The following is a 17,588-nucleotide window of genomic DNA, read 5'->3' on the forward strand; positions in this document are numbered from 1 at the left end:
TATCTATTTCACAATGCCGTTTCGAATGGCAAAAACGACTGCCTGAGTCCGGTCTTGGGCATTGCATTCTTGCAGAATTCGATGCACGTGGGTTTTGACGGTGCTTTCACTGACAAAAAGCTTGTCGGCAATATCCTCATTTCTCAAGCCATAGGCCATTTGCTGAAGAACCTCAAGCTCTCTTTTGGTAAATGGCTCTGCCAGCTCTTCAGCATGAGGCTGTTGCTTTGCGCGGAATGTCTCAGTGATGATTTTAGCGGCTGTGACTGTGCGGAAAATCGCTTTGCCTCTGAAGGCAGCCCGAATGGCGTCTATCAGTTCTTCAGGAAGCGTGTCCTTCAGCAGGTAACCGACTGCGCCTGCAGTTTCCCGGGCTTTACAGTTCTTTCCCGGTACATCGATATAATAATAAGAATAAATACAATAAAAATATATGGGCAGTTCTATAAAAAATAAAAGGGCATATTCTCGCTGAAAAATCTACCGAATTAATCGCAAGGGTTTAAGATGAAATATGAAAAAACCATTAATAAACGATTAAACTTCTTAAAAATGGATGTAGCCCGGTTCTAAACACTATATAATAAAATCAGGTCATTTTTTAGGAGGGTTTACATCATGGCAATACTTGTTACAGGCGGCGCGGGATACATCGGAAGCCACACATGTGTGGAGTTATTGAACAGCGGCTATGAGATTGTCGTTCTTGATAATTTGTCCAACAGTTCAGCTGAGGCGCTGAATCGTGTCAAAGAGATTACAGGAAAAGAGTTAACGTTCTATGAAGCGGATCTATTGGATCGGGAAGCGGTAGATTCGGTTTTTGCAGAAAATGAGATTGAGGCTGTGATTCATTTTGCGGGGTTAAAAGCAGTCGGAGAGTCTGTTGCGATTCCGCTCAAATATTATCATAACAATCTCACGGGAACCTTTATTTTATGTGAAATCATGGAGAAATACGGCGTTAAGAAAATCGTATTCAGTTCTTCCGCAACGGTATACGGCGTACCAGAAACATCACCGATTACGGAAGACTTTCCATTAGGTGCAACAAACCCTTATGGACAGACGAAGCTAATGCTTGAACAAATTTTGCGTGATGTGCATACGGCTGACAATGAGTGGAGCGTTGCCCTGCTGCGCTACTTTAATCCATTCGGCGCGCATCCGAGCGGACGAATCGGTGAAGATCCGAACGGCATTCCAAATAACCTCATGCCATATGTGGCGCAGGTAGCCGTCGGCAAGCTGGAGCAGTTAAGCGTATTCGGAAATGATTATCCGACCAAAGACGGGACAGGCGTGCGCGATTATATTCATGTCGTCGATCTCGCAGAAGGCCACGTCAAAGCGCTGGAAAAAGTATTGAACTCCACCGGAGCTGATGCATACAACCTCGGAACAGGCACGGGCTACAGTGTGCTTGAAATGGTCAAGGCCTTTGAAAAAGTATCAGGGAAAGAGGTTCCTTATCAATTTGCGGACCGCCGTCCCGGAGATATTGCAACCTGCTTCGCAGATCCTGCAAAAGCCAAGCGGGAACTGGGCTGGGAAGCAAAAAGAGGCCTTGAAGAAATGTGTGCCGATTCTTGGAGATGGCAGTCTTCGAATGTGAATGGGTACAAGAGTCTGAAATAAGAATGGAGGCCTTCTCAACAGAGAAGGCCTTTTTTAGAGAAAAAGGGTGCCTGTTAAGGCACCCTTGTCTGCTATTATTTGATTTTCACAATTACATCATTGCTGAATTTGAGTTTCCAAGTTCCTTTTGCATAAGCTTCCTTGTCGACTTCAAAAGCTTTCACATCTGTTACTTTAATATTAGGATTTAGATCACTCAATATTTTAGAGTTATCAACTTTTGTCTCAGTTGCATAGGTTGAAGAAGCATCAATATCAGAATCATAAGAAGTGCCATCACCATCAACTAATTTAACAGTTGGAATTGAAAAAGAACTTATCGGCTTTTTGGATACGTTTTTAATTGTATATTGAACAGCTACAATAGTACCTCCATCAGATGCTTTCTTTTCAATATATTGAGTGCCAACAGAATCTCTGTCTTCTACTTTTGTAACTGTCACTTCAGTTTTCTCAGTCTTAACAGTATCACCGATATTGTATGTTTTTTCAGTTTCAGCTTTGCTGCTGCTTGATGTTTTGGAAGTGGCTTCTGAATCGCCTCCGCCGCCAATAACATTACCGATAATAATGATGACAACAACTGCCAGAATAAACGTAATAATTTTATGTCTCATAAAAAAGTTACGCTGATCCTTACCACAGTTAGGACATTTTTTTACACCTTTTGCAATTTCTTGACCGCAAGCTTTACAAGGGACTAGTTTTCCTGCCATTATATTTCCTCCTATGTAATTAAATACACAAAACATATGTACTATAATGCCTATATTATTTCACTTAGTCAATACAAAATTATGAATTTAGTATATTATTTATCGTTGTTAGTTATATCTTCTTATGAAAATACATGCTTATTTTCTTATCGTCTATATCATTCATATGTTAATAGCTAATTTGTATTTTCTTGAATTTTAACTTGCACTTAAATCTCCGCAAATACCCCTTGAACCTATTTGCTCAGTCCCTTATAATGCTAATATTGGAAAGTGAAAAGGATATGCTAAAACATTGGTTTTCTAGGGTTCCGCAATGCATATTGGCCTGTGACCGAGAGAAAACACATAACAGTCTGGCTGTTATGACACGGTGGGATAAAAGCCCAGGAGTTTCTGCTCTTTTGCGAGAGCGTACTCCTGGGCTTTTTTGTTGATACTATCTGAAGAAGGAGTGTTCTGTGATGAAAAAGAAAATGCTTGATGTGCTGATGCTTGTGATTGGCGCTTTTTTCTTCGCGCTTGCTGTGAATTTATTCGCGATTCCCAATGATCTTGGGGAAGGCGGCGTTACGGGGATTACGCTGATTTTGTATTATGTGTTTCAATGGTCTCCCGGGGTGACAAACTTTATATTAAACGCTTTTCTGCTATTGATCGGATATAAATTTCTCGACGGGAAAACCACGGTTTATACGATTATCGCCGTGGCAGCAAACTCGCTTTTTCTGCATTTGACACACGGGTGGAGCACACCGTCTGATGAGCTGATCATTAACACGATTTTCGCAGGGGTGTTTGCGGGTGTCGGGATCGGCATGATCATTCGGGTCGGCGGCACAACAGCCGGTTCCGCCATTCTGGCCAGAATTGCCAATAAATATTTAGATTGGAATATCAGTTACGCCCTGCTCTTTTTTGATTTAATTGTTGTCTTCAGCTCTTATTTTATTATTGGTGCGGAAAAAATGATGTTTACGATTGTGATGCTGTATATCGGAACAAAAGTGATGGACTTCATTATTGAAGGATTGAATACGAAAAAAGCGATTACTGTCATATCGGAAAATAAAGGTGAAATTGCCGAGCAGGTTAATACGCTAATGGACCGGGGCGTCACCATTTTATCAGGAAAGGGAAACTATACGGGCGAGTCAAAAGAGATTTTGTATATCGTCATTAACAAACAGGAGCTTTCTATGCTGAAGAAAATCATCAGAAGCTGTGACAAAAAAGCGTTTGTGATCGTTCATGATGTGCGCGATGTGTTTGGTGAAGGGTTTGTGGATATTTCAAAATAAGGAGGTCCCTCTGCGCAGACGCAGAGGGATCTATTTGTTTAGAACCATTGCTTCTGTATCGCGTTTCAGTTCATGCATATCCTCTTTATTGCCGTTGCTGTAAACGAAAGAGGGCCATCTAATACGAAAAGAAGCTGGAGAACATGTGCATTTCGCCTTATACTGAAAATACATATCCTTACATAGGAGAGGAGACCATATGAAGTCGCTGCTGGCTATTTATCCCGATTCGATTGTGTCTGACAAGCTTTGTACAAAGGAAGACTGCTTATGTTTTTTTGATGAAAACAGTCAGAAATATATCTCGATCCCAAAAACGGAGATCAGCCAAAAGGAGACATTGCTGCTTCAGTCATTTTTAACGTTAGCGGAAGAGGCGGATCACATGTCTCTCAAATCGCCGGAAGAAAACAGGTGGTTTGCGTTTCTATTCTCGAAAGGAGAAGTGCCGCCGAATATCAAGAAGAGGACAAGGTTCATTCATTTTCATTTGATCGGCAAAACTGAACGGGCATCATTTGCGGAAGCGATGCGCCATTTTTGGCCGGTGTCTTTTGTGATCGTTTGGATGCATGAGGACAGAGGCGTGATTGTCGAGCAGGAAAGTGAAGCGGCAGCGGGGAAAGACGAACTGGAGTCGCTCGCAAGGGTTCTTGAAAGTGATTTCTACTTCAGTGTCCGTTTTTACGCCGGAAGGTTTTATGAAACGGATGAGCGCTTACGGAAACATTATGCCCGTGAACAAACGTATTTTCTATTTGCTGAAAAGCGGCTGCCGCAGGTTCAGCGTGTGACGTTTGATATCATGTTCCCTTTTTTATTATTGGAGGAAGAAAAGGAACAGCTGAAATCACTGCTTAGTGAAGAAGCCGAGCTATTATTTGAAAATGAACCTGAGCTGAGAAAAACAATCAAGCTGTTTATTGAAAACAACTCAAACGTGACATTAACAGCGAAAAAACTGCATCTGCACCGCAACAGCCTGCAGTACCGGATTGATAAATTTATCGAGAGGTCAGGAATAGACATTAAAACGTATACAGGCGCACTGCTTGCTTATTTTATCTGCCTGCAAAGCGAAGGTTCAGAATAAACTGGAAATATGCACGAAAACGGCCGTGTGATTTTATGAATGCTGCCCATTTCAGTGTCGGATAAATGCTGATACACTTGATTTAAGAAAGCGTTTACAATAACAAAGGGGGATGTTAGATGGCTGAATTGCGGATGGAGCACATTTATAAATATTATGATCAGAAGGAAGCGGCGGTAGACGACTTTAATCTTCACATTGCGGATAAGGAATTTATCGTATTTGTCGGCCCGTCCGGCTGCGGAAAATCAACGACACTGCGGATGGTCGCAGGACTTGAGGAAATTTCGAAAGGCGATTTTTATATTGAAGGAAAACGGGTAAATGATGTGGCGCCAAAGGACAGGGATATCGCGATGGTGTTCCAAAACTACGCGCTCTATCCGCATATGACGGTATACGATAATATCGCATTCGGGCTGAAGCTTCGCAAAATGCCGAAGCCTGAAATCAAAAAAAGAGTGGAGGAAGCCGCTAAAATTCTCGGATTGGAAGAATATTTGCACCGCAAACCTAAAGCGCTCTCAGGCGGGCAGAGACAGCGGGTTGCGCTGGGAAGAGCGATCGTTCGGGATGCAAAGGTATTCTTGATGGATGAGCCTTTGTCGAACCTGGATGCAAAGCTTCGGGTGCAAATGAGAGCGGAAATTATTAAACTCCACCAGAGGCTGCAAACCACCACGATTTATGTCACGCATGATCAGACAGAAGCATTGACGATGGCGACTCGGATTGTGGTCATGAAGGACGGCAAAATCCAGCAGATCGGGACGCCGAAGGATGTATACGAATTCCCTGAAAATGTATTCGTTGGCGGTTTTATCGGGTCACCAGCGATGAACTTTTTCAAAGGGAAGCTGTCTGACGGCACAATCAAAATCGGTTCTTCGGTGTTGAGCGTGCCGGAGGGGAAAATGAAGGTGCTTCGTGAAAAAGGCTACATTGGCAAAGAGGTTATTTTCGGCATCCGCCCTGAGGATATTCATGATGAATTGATTGTCGTGGAATCGTATAAGAGCTCTTCAATTAAAGCGAAAATCAATGTTGCGGAGCTGCTGGGGTCTGAGATCATGATTTATTCCCAAATCGATAACCAGGACTTTATTGCGAGGATCGACGCCCGTCTCGATATTCAGTCAGGTGATGAGCTGACAGTTGCGTTTGATATGAATAAAGGCCATTTCTTTGACAGTGAAACTGAAATCAGAATCCGTTAAGCTGGAGAACCGGACATGGTGCGATGTCCGGTTTTTTGCATTCCCTCTCTATTTCAAGGTTTACAGCAAAAACCGCGGCGGGTAGTGGTTTGTAGAAAGGAGAGATAGAAATGTGGAATGCGGCGATGTGGGGCGGGATTTCCGGCTCTGCTGTTTTGCTGGGTGCGCTGGCGTCTATGTTTCTTCCGATTCGCAAGCGTATCATCGGTTATATCATGGCTTTTGGCACAGGGGTATTAATCGGCGCTGCCGCCTATGAACTTCTTGAGGACGCGGTGAAGGATGGCGGAATTGTCTCGACTGGCGCCGGATTTATAGCAGGCGCTGTCGTGTTTACCCTATTTGATTACGCGGTTTCGAAAAGAGGCGCGTCTCAAAGAAAAAGATCGGGACAAGCAGCTGCAGGCAGCGGGGGGATCGCGATTTTTATCGGCACCATCATGGATGCTGTCCCCGAATCTATTATGATTGGAGCCAGCCTTCTTGAAAAACAATCTGTCAGCTTCCTTTTGGTGATTGCGATTTTTATCAGCAATATACCTGAAGGGCTGTCCAGCACGGCCGGCATGAAGAACAGCGGATATTCAAAGGCGAAAATCTTGCTGCTTTGGGCGGCGGTACTGATGATTTCTATTTTTGCCTCATGGTCAGGATATTACTTCCTCGATGGCGCTCCTGAGGAGATGATGTCGGCAATCGCCGCTTTTGCGGGCGGAGGCATCATCGCAATGATTGCATCCACGATGATGCCCGAAGCGTATGAAGACAGCGGTCCGATGACAGGGTTAATTGCTGCTCTTGGTCTTTTAACATCTTTGATTTTGAATCAGTTTTCCTAATCTGCACCGGACATGGCTACATGTCTGGTTTTTTCACTTGAAAATCCCGCAAATCAACCGATGAAAAGGAGGAAGAAATAGACAGAAAGCAGGAAACCGATGAAACGTTTTATCTTAAGCAGTTTTCTTTTGGCTAGTTGTTTGACTCTTGCCGCTTGCGCTGAAAAAGAAGCAATCGCAGAGCAGCAGATGCCAAAAGCAGAACAAAAGAAACCGGAAGAAAAGACAGTACATGTGCAGAAAAAAGAAGATGATACATCCGCATGGATCAAAACAGAGAAACCGGCAAAGCTGCCGATTTTGATGTACCACAGCATCTCTTCAGGCAACAGCCTCCGTGTGCCAAAGGAAGAATTTGAGGCACATATGAAATGGCTGCACGATAACGGCTACCAGACATTAACTCCAAAAGAGGCGTATCTCATGCTGACTCATGACAAGAAGCCGAGTGAGAAATGTGTGCTCATCACGTTTGATGACGGATACACCGATAATTACAAAGACGCGTATCCGGTATTAAAGAAGTATGGCATGAAGGCGACGATTTTTATGATCGGCAAATCGATTGGACATAAACGTCATCTGACAGAGGATCAAATGAAGGAAATGTCACAGCATGGCATATCGATTGAAAGCCATACGATTGACCACCTTGAGCTGAACGGTTTAACGCCAGAGCAGCAGCATAGCGAAATGGCAGATTCAAAAAAGCTGTTTGACAGGATGTTCGATCAGCAAACCGCCATCATCAGCTATCCGGTTGGGCGCTACAACGAAGATACCCTGAAGGCCGCTGAAAAAACCGGTTATCAAATGGGAGTGACGACTGAACCGGGAGCAGCCTCCAGAGATCAGGGGATGTACGCCCTCCATCGCGTACGTGTATCCCCGGGAATGTCAGGGGCGTCATTTGGCGCGTACATCGAGTCGATGAAATAAAAATGGCGGCGATTAATCGCCGCCGCCCCCTCCGCCGTCACAGCCGGAATCCCCGAAGCCTCCGTCACTGCCGCATCCATCATGGCGGGAATCGCCATCGGAAAATCCGAAAAAACCGCTGTCCGCCCGCTGGCGTCCTTTGTTTTCTGAAGCGGTTGATCGAGCCGATTGATAAATGACGATCATACCGAAGATCAAAGCGATAAGAATCACAATCATATGACGTCCCCCTTTAAACAGTTATTTTTCATACGTTTTAAAGCCTGAAAAGTTTCATTTAAGGGAGATAGATTCTTTCAGCCGATCTCTCAGCCAGCGCTTGACCATGCCGTGTCCTTTGTTTGAAAGCAATGCGCTGACACGCCAATACATAGGCGGATGAGGAGAAAACTGAAAATCTATGATTCTGAAAAGCCAGCTGTTATCCCGGGTGAGAGAGTTCACCTTAACTTCGTCTTCATCTATATCAGAGCAGTAGGTGTTTTGTTTCTGCAGATCTTCATCCTGGCGAACCGCCAGGATCTTTAAGGATTCGGCCATCTGCCTGTATCCGCCCTCCAGCAATGAAGCGCCAATGTGATCGGCGCGCACCTCCATCCATTGGGAACAAAATGACTGATAAAGCTGAAATAGAATGATGATTCCCATGATCAGCGCCCAAAGTGCGATTTTGTAAGCGCCGGGATGAGCGATGTAATGCTCAAGTAAAAGAATGATCCCGATGACTGCCCCAAGGTATAAAAAGCGCAACAGCTGCATGGACAGCACATCACGTTTTTTAATATGAACAGCTTCATGAGCAAGAATACCCTCAATGACATACGGCGGAAGGGTTAATGTAGCGCTTGTCAGAATCACCATTGATCTTCCTACATTCATTCCGACTGCCATGCCGTTGTATTCATCGCTATCCGTTTCGTATATCTCCACATGCGAAATGCCTGCTTTTCTAAAAATCTTATCTGCCGCTGCCTGAACGTCTGAATTCAGACAAGGCCTGGCATCCATTGCCGTCCGCAGCACCCGGTCAGATAGATACATATTCAAAACCCAGTACAACATCACGGCACCAGCCATGACCCAAGGGGAGGCGTGTAAGGCATATAAACCGAGCACCAATATGGCGTAAGCAGATATCCCTTTTACGCTTACGGCAAAATAAAATTTACCTAAAAGCCGTTTCACATTTTTTCGATGATAAATCGGCAGGACAGCAATAACAGTTTCCTCTTTGGTTTCGGAATCTAGAAATTCCCCGAGAATCGCTTTCCACTTTTCAGGATCTTTCACGGTCAGAAACAGCGTTTCTCCGGGAAGAGAGAGCCTTATGACTTGCTGAAAGCTTGTTGTCATATCGAGCCGGGATGAATACATGGTCAAAAGCGGATGAAGCTTTAATAGATCTGCCGTCGATTCAAGCCGGATGTCTTTCAGGTCTGAAAGCGGGTAGGTGCGGCTTTCATATCGTGAACTGATATGCCATGTTTCTAAAGACGATGAATAAAAGACTTTTACACTTAGAAAATTTAATATGCGTTTTACCAGTGCCGCGCCGCCCGAGATGAAACCGAACAGGATCACATATTTTAGAACACTGGTGTCAGGCCCGTAAATGAAGAAAACAATAGCGCCCGCAAACACAATGACAGTCAGAGCAATGTCCGAGAGGAGGCGTGTGTGGTCTCTTGCAAGCTCAATTTCCTGCCATTCGCCTGATGGTTTTTCAACACGGCTGGGCACAGTCAGATCCAATGCGGTCCAGTAGCTGGTGAACATCAATGCCAGAGAGACGATGCCATCTAAGAAAGGCTGTTGAGAGAAGATAAAGCTAGCAGCACCGATCCAAAGAACAATATCAATCCAGAGTTCTAATGCCGGAAGAAGCTTTGCTGCAAGGGCTGATATCAGCTGAATGCCCAGCCCGAGAATGATAAAGAGAAAAAGACTGGTTCCCATAGGCATGCTAGAGTCCTTTCTATCGTAATCTTTCCAACTATTACTATAGCATGCGGCAGGAATTTGTAAAAACACGGAAATGCAAAAAAGCAAGCTCTTTCGTTATACGAAGAACTTGCTTGCAGCGTATCAATAAAACTGGTGTAACAGCAATAAGGTCAAGGACACTGTGATGGCTCCGCCGATTCTAGTGGACACCTGGGCAAAAGGCATCAGCTCAAGCCTTTCAGCGGCACTTAATATCGCGACGTCACCGGTGCCTCCTTGCCCTGAATGGCACGCATTAATAATGGCTGTTTCGATCGGATACATGTTCAGCCATTTTCCTGTGAAAAAGCCGACCGTCATCATTGTGACTACGACAGACAGGATCGTAATGATATTGCTGAGATTAAAGGCGGCAACAAGCTTGTCCCATGGCGTCATAGACACGCCGATTGCAAAGAGCAGCGGATAGGTGACTGCCGTTGAAAAGAAGCGGGACACGCCAAACGCGCCGTTTTCAATTGAGGCAGGGACCAGTCTGAACAGCTTGATCAAAACAGCTAACAGCAGCATGGCAACAGGGGCCGGAAAACCGAAAAAATCGTGGGCGAGCATACCGACCAAATACAAGGAAACGGCAAGGATTCCGCCGGACGCAAACAGAGAAAGGTTGAACATGTGCTGGCCGTTTTGCGATTCCTCCAGCGCAGGTGAATCTTCTGAACGGTCAACTTTACCGTTGCCGGTCCATTCCGGTTTTTTTTTGCCGATTCTGTTGAGCAGGCCCGCTAAGATGATCGCACACAGGCTGCCGAGCATGATCGATGGAAGAACAAGTGCAAACGCTTCCCCTTGAGACATCGGCATGATATCGGAATAACCGATGGACAGAGGGATGGCGCCTTCTCCAACGCCGCCAGCCATTATAGGAATCACGACGTACAGAAGGGTGTGCTGAAATCCGAGGCCGAGCAATGTACCGACAGCCAGTCCCACAATAGCGGCCGCGACAGAACCGGCGATAAGCGGTATAAAAATTTTCATAAATGCTTTTACAAGTGTTTCTCTTTTCATGCCGAGGATGCTTCCGACAACAATTCCGGCAATAAACAAATAAAGAAAGTTTGAGTTTTCTGTAAATTCCGTGGTGGATTTGACAATATCATTTGGCAGCAGGTGATAGTAGACGACAGCAGATGGAATAAAAGTAGCAAGGATGGCCGGGCCGCCGATAGAGCGCACAATCGGTATCGATTTTCCGATTTGGGCAAAGGTAAATCCGAAAAACGCCATAACGGCAATGGATGTCAAGATGTCGCTTTTCACATCGTGATGCAATACAAAAATAGTAATTAATATAAACAGCAGGGCATATACAGGCAGCGGTATGATGCCTACTTTTATATTCATAGCTTTCGCAAACCAATTCTCTTTTCGAACCCCTTCGTGAATTGTATCCGTTTGCATTTGCAATTGAGTTTGAAGCTCTCCCATTGAAAAACCTCCCCTATTCTTGTTGCAGTGAAATTGTTCACTATGTTAAGTATACTAAAAAATTGAAATTATTAATATATTAAAAATTTACTATTCAAACTGTTTCATCTTTATGATTCAGATGAAAAGAGACGTTCTGACTAAATTCCGGATGTGCCGGAGTGCCGAGAAACGAGTGCTGATGCCGGTCAAGCATTTTATTCGCAAGGAGCGAGGCATTGATGTACGATAATAAAGGGTCATTTATCCTAGCGACTGTCATAAATCAGCAACAAAATAGACAATAATCCGTCACATAGCGCAGTACTTTTTGGGTATTTTGGGCTTTATTTTTGAAGCAGATCGTTGTAAAGTACTTAATATGAACCATTCAGGGATCGTGCCATTCGTCAGTCTGGCAATCTTGAATCATATTGGACGACTTTTTGACGTATTTGTGAAATGTTGAGCATTATTTTTTTCGTCTATTTTGTGAAATACTGATCAAAGTTTCGGTTCTGCTTGTGAAGTAGTGAACAATATAACATTCTCAACCGGAAATGGAGGATAAAGCATGAGTGAATTAGTATTAGCCCGCATTCAATTTGCATCAACAACGTTGTTTCATTTCTTGTTTGTGCCAATGTCTATCGGGCTTGTGTTTATGGTTGCATTGATGGAGACTCTTTATCTTGTGAAGAAAAATGAGCTGTACCTCAAAATGGCGAAGTTTTGGGGACACTTATTCTTAATAAATTTCGCAGTCGGTGTTGTTACGGGGATTTTACAAGAATTCCAGTTTGGACTGAACTGGTCTGATTATTCCCGTTTTGTCGGAGATGTATTTGGCGCGCCGCTTGCGATTGAAGCATTATTGGCGTTTTTCATGGAATCTATTTTTATCGGATTATGGATTTTCGGGTGGGACCGCCTGCCTAAAAAAATTCATGCGCTCTGCATTTGGCTCGTGTCATTCGGAACGATTATGTCGTCTTTCTGGATCTTAACAGCGAACTCCTTTATGCAGGAGCCGGTCGGCTTTACGATCAAAAACGGCCGCGCGGAAATGAATGACTTTGGCGCGCTGATTACAAATCCGCAGCTTTGGGTTGAATTCCCGCACGTCATTTTCGGTGCGCTTGCCACCGGGGCTTTCTTTATCGCCGGTGTCAGTGCTTTTAAACTATTAAAGAAAAAAGAAGTGCCATTCTTTAAACAATCTTTCAAACTCGCAATGATTGTCGGGCTTTGTGCAGGCCTTGGCGTCGGCCTTAGCGGACACATGCAGGCTGAACACTTGATGGAGTCACAGCCAATGAAAATGGCTGCCAGTGAAGGGCTTTGGGAAGACAGCGGCGACCCTGCCGCTTGGACGGCCTTTGCCACAATTGATACGAAAAATGAAAAGAGCTCTAATGAAATCAAAGTTCCTTACGCATTGAGCTATCTGGCTTATCAAAAATTCAGCGGCAGTGTCAAAGGAATGAAAACACTTCAGGCAGAGTACGAAAAAGTGTACGGAAAAGGCGACTATATTCCGCCTGTCAAAACGACGTTCTGGAGTTTCCGCATTATGGTTGGAGCAGGTGTTGTCATGATTCTTGCTGCGTTAGGCGGCCTTTGGCTAAACCGCCGCAAAAAGCTGGAAAACAGCAAATGGTATTTGCGCATCATGATCGCATTGATTTCCTTCCCGTTTATTGCGAACTCCGCGGGCTGGATTATGACAGAAATCGGACGTCAGCCTTGGACGGTCATGGGTTTAATGACAACGGCTCAATCCGTGTCGCCTAACGTAACGGCGGGCTCCCTGTTATTCTCAATCATCGCGTTCGGTGTGATGTATATGATTTTAGGCGCATTGCTCGTCTTCTTGTTCATCCGTGAAATTAAAAAAGGCGCGGAGCATGATGATCATCATGATGTTCCTGTATCAACAGATCCATTTAGTCAGGAGGTATACCATGGCATCTCTTCATGATCTTTGGTTTATACTCGTTGCTGTATTGTTTGTAGGTTTCTTCTTTTTGGAAGGCTTTGATTTTGGGGTCGGCATGGCGACCCGTTTTCTTGGCCATAATGAATTAGAGCGCAGAGTGCTGATCAACACGATCGGACCGTTCTGGGACGCGAATGAAGTATGGCTTTTGACTGGTGCGGGTGCTATCTTCGCGGCGTTTCCAAACTGGTATGCAACGATGCTGAGCGGTTATTACATTCCGTTTGTCATTGTGCTTCTTGCGTTAATGGGCCGCGGGGTCGCGTTTGAATTCCGCGGCAAGGTTGATCATTTGAAATGGGTAAAGGTTTGGGACTGGGTGGTTTTCTTCGGCAGTCTGATTCCTCCGTTTGTGCTCGGTGTGTTATTTACGACATTATTCCGCGGTATGCCGATTGATGCCGATATGAACATTCACGCGCACTTATCTGATTATATAAATGTATATTCTGTACTAGGCGGCGTGACCGTAACACTTCTTTGCTTCCAGCATGGATTAATGTTCATCACGCTGCGTACGATTGGTGATTTGCAGCAGCGCGCCAGACAAATGGCGCAAAAGATAATGGGTGTTGTTTTTGTGGCGGTGCTTGCTTTCGCGGCCCTTTCTGCTTATGAGACAGACATGTTTACACGCCGCGGCGAGATTACAATACCGCTTGTTGTTTTAACTGTCATCTGCTTTATGCTTGCAGCTTTATTCATCCGCAAGAAAAAAGACGGCTGGACATTTGCGATGACAGGCGCGGGGCTTGCTCTGACCGTAGGAATGATTTTCATTTCATTATTCCCTCGGGTGATGGTCAGCTCGATTCAAAGCGCGTTCGATTTAACAGTAGCTAACGCTTCTTCCGGTGATTATTCGCTAAAAGTCATGTCAATTGCAGCATTAACGCTATTGCCGTTTGTAATCGGCAGCCAGATCTGGAGCTATTATGTCTTCCGGAAGCGCGTCAGTCATAAGGAGCCTATGACTTATTAATGGGAAAAGACCTGTTTCGATATAAAGGAATGAAGCGGATTCTCACCGTGATTACTTGCTTAACGCTGATTCAGACAGCCGCTATTATCATGCAGGCAGAGTGGCTGAGTGAAGCTGTAACCGGGCTTTTCAACGGGAAGAGCATTGCCTCCCTGTTTCCGGTGATCGGCTTTTTCCTCATCGCTTTTGTCGCGCGGCACGGGGTGACAGTGGCGCGTCAGAAAATCGTCTATCATTATGCCGCCCGGACGGGAGCTGATTTGAGGAAAAGCTTTCTCGATCAGCTGTTCCGCTTAGGCCCCCGCTTTGCAAAGAAAGAGGGGACAGGGCAAATGGTGACGCTGGCGATGGAAGGCATCAGCCAATTCCGCCGCTATCTAGAGCTGTTTTTGCCGAAAATGGTCAGCATGGCGATTGTGCCGGCTGCGGTTGTCATCTACGTGTTTTTTCAGGATCGGACTTCTGCGATTATTTTAGTCGCGGCCCTGCCGATTCTGATTATTTTTATGATTCTTCTTGGCCTTGTCGCACAGCGAAAAGCGGATCGCCAGTGGAAATCATACCAGACATTGTCCAACCATTTCGTTGATTCTCTTCGCGGATTGGAGACTTTGCGTTTTTTAGGATTGAGCAAATCGCATAGCAAAAACATTTTCCACGTCAGTGAGCGGTATCGCAAAGCGACAATGAGCACACTGCGGGTGGCGTTTTTATCTTCATTTGCTCTCGATTTTTTCACGATGCTGTCGGTGGCGACAGTTGCTGTGTTTTTAGGCTTGCGTTTGATTGACGGCGATATTTTGCTTGGCCCCGCTTTAACAGCGCTTATTCTGGCACCTGAATATTTTTTGCCGGTGCGGGAAGTGGGAAATGATTATCATGCGACACTTAATGGTCAGGAAGCGGGCAAGACGATTCAAAACATATTATCTCAGCCGGGATTCAAAGAAGAGGCACCGCTTCAGCTTGAAACATGGTCCGATGAGGATGAACTGAAGCTGTCAGGTGTCTCAGCCGGCCGAGCGATGTCTGATATTACTCTTTCATTTAAAGGGAAGAAAAAAATCGGCATCATTGGAGCAAGCGGTGCCGGAAAATCAACTTTAATCGATATTCTCGGAGGATTTTTGGAGCCGGATGACGGTGTTATCAGTGTGAATGGTTCAAGCCGTTCGCATCTGCAGGACGGGAACTGGCAGAAAAACCTGCTCTATATTCCGCAGCATCCTTATATTTTTGATGATACGCTGGCGAACAATATCCGGTTTTATCACCCAAGCGCTTCTGCTGAAGATACAGCCCGCGCTGCTTCCTCAGCGGGATTGACGGAGTTTGTAAACACTCTTCCTGAAGGATTAGAGGGACGGATCGGAGAAGGCGGCCGGGCGCTCAGCGGCGGTCAGGCTCAGCGTGTCGCGCTTGCCCGCGCTTTTTTGGGTAACCGCCCGATTCTGCTGCTGGATGAGCCGACCGCCCATCTGGATATCGAAACAGAATATGAAATAAAAGAAACGATGCTGGATTTATTTGATGACAAGCTCGTCTTTCTCGCGACACACCGCCTCCATTGGATGCTTGATATGGATGAAATTATCGTGCTGGACGGAGGCAGGATAGCAGAAATCGGGACTCACGATGAATTGCTGTCGAAAAACGGTGTGTACACCAAACTCGTGAAGGCACAACTGGGGGAAAGAGCATGAAGAAAGAAGAATGGATTCTGCCGTATATCAAGCAAAATGCCCGTCTGTTTGTTCTTGTTGTCTTTTTGGGTGCGGTGACGATTTTTTCCGCTGCTTTTCTCATGTTTACTTCAGGGTTTTTAATTTCAAAGGCGGCGACAAGGCCGGAGAACATCCTGCTCATTTATGTGCCGATTGTCGCCGTTCGAACCTTTGGGATCGCCCGGTCTGTGTCACGTTATGTGGAGCGCCTGATCGGGCATCATATCATTTTGAAAATCGTGTCAGACATGCGCGCCCGCCTTTACAACATGCTTGAGCCTGGCGCTTTGATGCTGCGGTCCCGTTTTCGCACGGGAGATATGCTCGGCATTTTGTCTGAGGATATTGAGCATTTGCAGGATGCCTTCTTAAAAACCATTTTCCCTGCCATCTCAGCCTTGCTTTTGTATGCTGTTTCAGTGATTGCGCTTGGCTTTTTCTCTTGGCCGTTTGCCATTTTGCTGGCGCTTTATTTGTTTGTTCTGGTTGTGCTGTTTCCGGTCGTGTCTTTGCTTGTGACGCGGGCGAAGAATGCCAAGCTGAAAAGCGGGCGAAATGTGCTGTACAGCCGTCTCACAGATGCCGTGATGGGTGTCAGCGACTGGATGTTCAGCGGACGCCGGCATGCTTTTATTGATTCCTATGAAAGAGAAGAAAACGCTTGGTTTGAGCTGGAACGCAAAAAACATCGTTTTACAAGATGGCGGGATTTCGCCGCGCAATGCCTTGTCGCCGGCCTCATTTTGCTGATGCTGTTTTGGACGGCGGGGCAGCATGCAAATGGCGAACTCGCCAAAACGATGATTGCTGCCTTTGTGCTTGTTGTGTTCCCGCTGACAGAAGCTTTTCTGCCGCTTTCTGATGCGTTGGGCGAAGTGCCGGGTTATCAGGATTCTATCAGAAGAATGAACAAGGTGGCTCCTCAGCCTGAGGCTTCACAAACAGCGTCTGCGGCTGACAGGCTTGATCTCAAAGACGTCACTTTGGCGTTTCGTGATGTGACGTTTTCTTATGACAACAGCAGCCAAGTACTGAACCATTTTTCCTTTACGCTGCGCCAAGGAGAAAAAATGGCGCTGCTCGGCCGGAGCGGCTCAGGAAAATCAACATCACTCGCATTAATTGAGGGCGCATTGAAACCTGACTCAGGCTCGGTAACGTTAAACGGAGTGGAAACAGCGCTTGTAAAGAATCAGATTGCTGATGCGGTGGCTGTGTTAAATCAAAAGCCTCACTTGTTTGATACAAGCATTTTGAATAACATCAGGCTCGGAAACGGAAAGGCGAGCGACGAGGATGTGCGCCGCGCCGCAAAGCAGGTGAAGCTGCATGATTACATTGAGTCGCTGCCTGACGGATATCATACTTCAGTTCAGGAAACCGGAATCCGATTTTCAGGAGGAGAGCGGCAGCGGATCGCGCTCGCCCGGATTTTGCTGCAGAATACGCCGATCATTATACTTGATGAGCCTACAGTAGGCTTGGACCCTATCACGGAACGCGAACTGATGGAAACCGTGTTTGAGGTGCTGAAAGGTAAAACGATTCTTTGGATTACGCATCACTTGGCGGGAGTGGAAGCAGCCGATAAAATCGTCTTTCTGGAAAACGGAAAAACAGAAATGGAAGGAACACACGAGGAACTGCTGGCGACGAACGAACGGTATCGCCGGCTTTATCATCTCGACGTTCCTGTAAAATAAAAGACAGTCTCTGAGGCTGTCTT

At 45.6% G+C, this 17,588-nt stretch carries 14 protein-coding genes, 2 pseudogenes and 1 riboswitch; of the genes and pseudogenes, 10 read left to right on the forward strand and 6 right to left on the reverse strand.

Features of this window, described 5'->3' with window-relative positions; genetic code table 11:
• Window positions 1-3: 3 nt before the first annotated feature.
• Together ACQVGS_RS01385 and ACQVGS_RS01390 are read right to left on the reverse strand one after the other, a co-directional pair.
• A pseudogene (locus ACQVGS_RS01385) lies at window positions 4-363 on the reverse strand (LuxR C-terminal-related transcriptional regulator); the annotation flags it as partial.
• A pseudogene (locus ACQVGS_RS01390) lies at window positions 363-431 on the reverse strand (DUF1453 domain-containing protein); the annotation flags it as partial. The pseudogenes ACQVGS_RS01385 and ACQVGS_RS01390, both read right to left, overlap by 1 nt.
• A gap of 187 nt (window positions 432-618) precedes the next feature.
• Between ACQVGS_RS01390 and galE the strand changes: the two are divergent.
• Entirely contained in the window at window positions 619-1,638 is a 1,020-nt protein-coding gene (gene galE / locus ACQVGS_RS01395; protein WP_024123360.1) for a UDP-glucose 4-epimerase GalE, read from the forward strand.
• Between the two features lie 74 nt (window positions 1,639-1,712).
• Here galE and ACQVGS_RS01400 read toward each other — a convergent pair whose 3' ends face one another.
• Window positions 1,713-2,255 (reverse strand): DUF4352 domain-containing protein, encoded by a 543-nt coding sequence (locus ACQVGS_RS01400; RefSeq protein WP_142367090.1) that lies wholly within the window; start codon window positions 2,253-2,255, stop codon window positions 1,713-1,715.
• A gap of 391 nt (window positions 2,256-2,646) precedes the next feature.
• Window positions 2,647-2,749: riboswitch (guanidine-I (ykkC/yxkD leader) on the forward strand.
• 69 nt (window positions 2,750-2,818) lie between these two features.
• Between ACQVGS_RS01400 and ACQVGS_RS01405 the strand changes: the two genes are divergently transcribed.
• The 5 genes from ACQVGS_RS01405 to ACQVGS_RS01425 all read left to right on the forward strand — a co-directional run bounded on the left by ACQVGS_RS01405 (window position 2,819) and on the right by ACQVGS_RS01425 (window position 7,743).
• Complete coding sequence (locus ACQVGS_RS01405) at window positions 2,819-3,655, forward strand: YitT family protein (protein ID WP_003218811.1); 837 nt, start codon at window positions 2,819-2,821, stop codon at window positions 3,653-3,655.
• Between the two features lie 199 nt (window positions 3,656-3,854).
• Window positions 3,855-4,748: a PucR family transcriptional regulator gene (locus ACQVGS_RS01410; RefSeq protein ID WP_106019794.1), complete on the forward strand. Its 894-nt coding sequence runs from the start codon at window positions 3,855-3,857 to the stop codon at window positions 4,746-4,748.
• A 119-nt stretch (window positions 4,749-4,867) separates the two neighbouring features.
• Complete coding sequence (gene msmX, locus ACQVGS_RS01415) at window positions 4,868-5,965, forward strand: maltodextrin ABC transporter ATP-binding protein MsmX (protein WP_010332420.1); 1,098 nt, start codon at window positions 4,868-4,870, stop codon at window positions 5,963-5,965.
• Between the two features lie 110 nt (window positions 5,966-6,075).
• Window positions 6,076-6,804, forward strand: a complete 729-nt coding sequence (locus ACQVGS_RS01420; RefSeq protein WP_316961151.1) for a ZIP family metal transporter — start codon at window positions 6,076-6,078, stop codon at window positions 6,802-6,804.
• A gap of 99 nt (window positions 6,805-6,903) precedes the next feature.
• The gene (locus ACQVGS_RS01425; protein ID WP_400152997.1) at window positions 6,904-7,743 is read left to right on the forward strand and encodes a polysaccharide deacetylase family protein; all 840 of its coding nucleotides are present in this window, start codon (window positions 6,904-6,906) and stop codon (window positions 7,741-7,743) included.
• A 12-nt stretch (window positions 7,744-7,755) separates the two neighbouring features.
• On the opposite strand, the gene ACQVGS_RS01430 is transcribed toward ACQVGS_RS01425, so the two are convergent.
• The 3 genes from ACQVGS_RS01430 to cimH all read right to left on the reverse strand — a co-directional run bounded on the left by ACQVGS_RS01430 (window position 7,756) and on the right by cimH (window position 11,178).
• Entirely contained in the window at window positions 7,756-7,959 is a 204-nt protein-coding gene (locus ACQVGS_RS01430) for a hypothetical protein (protein ID WP_044160384.1), read from the reverse strand.
• A gap of 57 nt (window positions 7,960-8,016) precedes the next feature.
• Window positions 8,017-9,705, reverse strand: coding sequence for a M56 family metallopeptidase (locus tag ACQVGS_RS01435; RefSeq protein WP_400152999.1), 1,689 nt, complete (start codon window positions 9,703-9,705; stop codon window positions 8,017-8,019).
• Window positions 9,706-9,828: 123 nt separating this feature from the next.
• The gene (gene cimH, locus ACQVGS_RS01440; RefSeq protein ID WP_010332414.1) at window positions 9,829-11,178 is read right to left on the reverse strand and encodes a citrate/malate transporter CimH; all 1,350 of its coding nucleotides are present in this window, start codon (window positions 11,176-11,178) and stop codon (window positions 9,829-9,831) included.
• 553 nt (window positions 11,179-11,731) lie between these two features.
• On the opposite strand from cimH, the gene cydA reads away from it, so the two are divergent.
• Genes cydA through cydC form a run of 4 tightly spaced genes read left to right on the forward strand, consistent with a single transcriptional unit; the run spans window position 11,732 to window position 17,565 of the window.
• Entirely contained in the window at window positions 11,732-13,138 is a 1,407-nt protein-coding gene (gene cydA, locus ACQVGS_RS01445; protein ID WP_024123352.1) for a cytochrome ubiquinol oxidase subunit I, read from the forward strand.
• Complete coding sequence (gene cydB, locus ACQVGS_RS01450; protein ID WP_095712697.1) at window positions 13,122-14,138, forward strand: cytochrome d ubiquinol oxidase subunit II; 1,017 nt, start codon at window positions 13,122-13,124, stop codon at window positions 14,136-14,138. Before cydA ends, cydB begins: the two co-directional genes overlap by 17 nt.
• Window positions 14,138-15,841: a thiol reductant ABC exporter subunit CydD gene (gene cydD, locus ACQVGS_RS01455; RefSeq protein ID WP_286109100.1), complete on the forward strand. Its 1,704-nt coding sequence runs from the start codon at window positions 14,138-14,140 to the stop codon at window positions 15,839-15,841. Before cydB ends, cydD begins: the two co-directional genes overlap by 1 nt.
• Window positions 15,838-17,565, forward strand: a complete 1,728-nt coding sequence (gene cydC / locus ACQVGS_RS01460) for a thiol reductant ABC exporter subunit CydC (protein ID WP_151174620.1) — start codon at window positions 15,838-15,840, stop codon at window positions 17,563-17,565. The genes cydD and cydC overlap by 4 nt, the downstream gene beginning before the upstream one ends.
• Window positions 17,566-17,588: the final 23 nt, after the last annotated feature.

This window comes from Bacillus sp. SD127 (assembly GCF_058566445.1).